1 protein-coding gene is annotated in these 1,429 nt (G+C 68.6%); it reads right to left on the bottom strand.

Features of this window, described 5'->3' with window-relative positions:
• Positions 1-87: 87 nt before the first annotated feature.
• Positions 88-1,429, bottom strand: a 1,342-nt coding sequence (mutL, locus tag EOA75_RS32790; protein ID WP_164747750.1) for a DNA mismatch repair endonuclease MutL, incomplete at its 5' end; no start/stop codon positions are given.

Below are 1,429 nucleotides of genomic sequence, written 5' to 3'. Positions count from 1 at the left end.
GGTTGGCGCCGGCGCTGAAGGTCTCCTCTCGCCATAGGGAGAAGTCAGCGGAGTGAAGCGGAGGCTGGGTGAGGGGAATTGGCGCGCTCACCTTCGCCCGAACAATCTTTCAATGTCGGCGAGTTTCAGCTCGATATAGGTCGGCCTGCCATGGTTGCAGGTGCCGGAGCCGGGCGTCGCCTCCATTTGGCGCAGCAGCGCGTTCATCTCCTCGGCCTTGAGCAGGCGGCCCGAGCGCACCGAGCCGTGGCAGGCCATGGTCGCGGCTATTCTGTCCAGCCGTTCCTTCAGGGTCTCGACCGTGTCGTTGTCGGCGATCTCGTCGGCGAGGTCACGCACCAGTTGCTGCACGTTGGTTTCGCCGAGCATCGACGGCGTCTCGCGCACCGCCACCGCGCCCGGGCCGAAGCGCTCCAGGCCGAGGCCGAATTTGGCCAGCGTCTCGGAATGCATCGCCAGCCGCTCGGCATCCTCTTCCGCAAGGTCGACGATCTCGGGCAAAAGCAGCATCTGCGAAGGCACGGCGCGAGAGTGCAGCGCGTTCTTCAAGGCCTCGTAGACTAGGCGCTCATGTGCGGCATGCTGGTCGACGATGATGAGCGAATCCCGGGTCTGGGCGACGATATAGTTCTCATGCACCTGAGCGCGCGCCGCGCCCAGCACCGTGCCGAGCAGCGCCTCGGCCGGCTCGGCGATGCCCGCCCGCGCGTCGGCGCTTGCCAGCGGCCCGGTGTCGAAGGCAGCCTGATCGTTTTCGGCGAAGCCTCGCGCCGGCCGGGCTTCGCCCATGTCGAGCGGCCGTTGCGGCGAGCGCGCCAAAGTCGAACCGTGGTCGAAGCTGGAGCCGGAGGCGCGAAAAGCGGCCTCATAGCTGCGGTGGCCATTGGCCGGTCCGGGATGCGAATAGGACGCCGCGCCGGGCCGGAAAGCCGCCATCATGCCGGCCGCGCCGGTGGTCGCGGCCCGGATGCCGGCGCCGGCCATCGCCTCGCGGATGGCGCCGACAATCAACCCGCGCACCAGGCCCGGATCGCGGAAGCGCACATCGGCCTTGGCCGGGTGGACATTGACGTCGACGGTTGCCGGATCGAGCGAAAGGAATAGCACGGTGACCGCATGCCGGTCGCGCGGCAGCACGTCGGCGAAGGCGCCGCGGATCGCGCCGGCGATCAGCTTGTCGCGCACCGGCCGGCCGTTGACATAGGCATATTGCTGCAGCGCGTTGGCGCGGGTGTAGGAAGGGATCGAGACGTGGCCGGCAAGATGCACGCCGTCGCGCATGGCATCGATCGCAATGGCATTGTCGGGAAAGTCGGCGCCCATCACTTGCGCGATGCGGGCGAGCCGGCCCTCCGGCGTGCCGCCGGTCGCCGGCAGCTCCAGCGTCGAGCGGTCGGAACCGGCAAGCGTGAAGCGCACGGCGGGGAAG

Origin of the sequence: Mesorhizobium sp. M1A.F.Ca.IN.022.07.1.1 (assembly GCF_003997575.1) — a bacterium.
Lineage (GTDB): Bacteria > Pseudomonadota > Alphaproteobacteria > Rhizobiales > Rhizobiaceae > Mesorhizobium.
The sequence above is the reverse complement of the archived record's forward strand: the minus strand, read 5'-3'. Positions and strand labels throughout refer to the sequence as shown.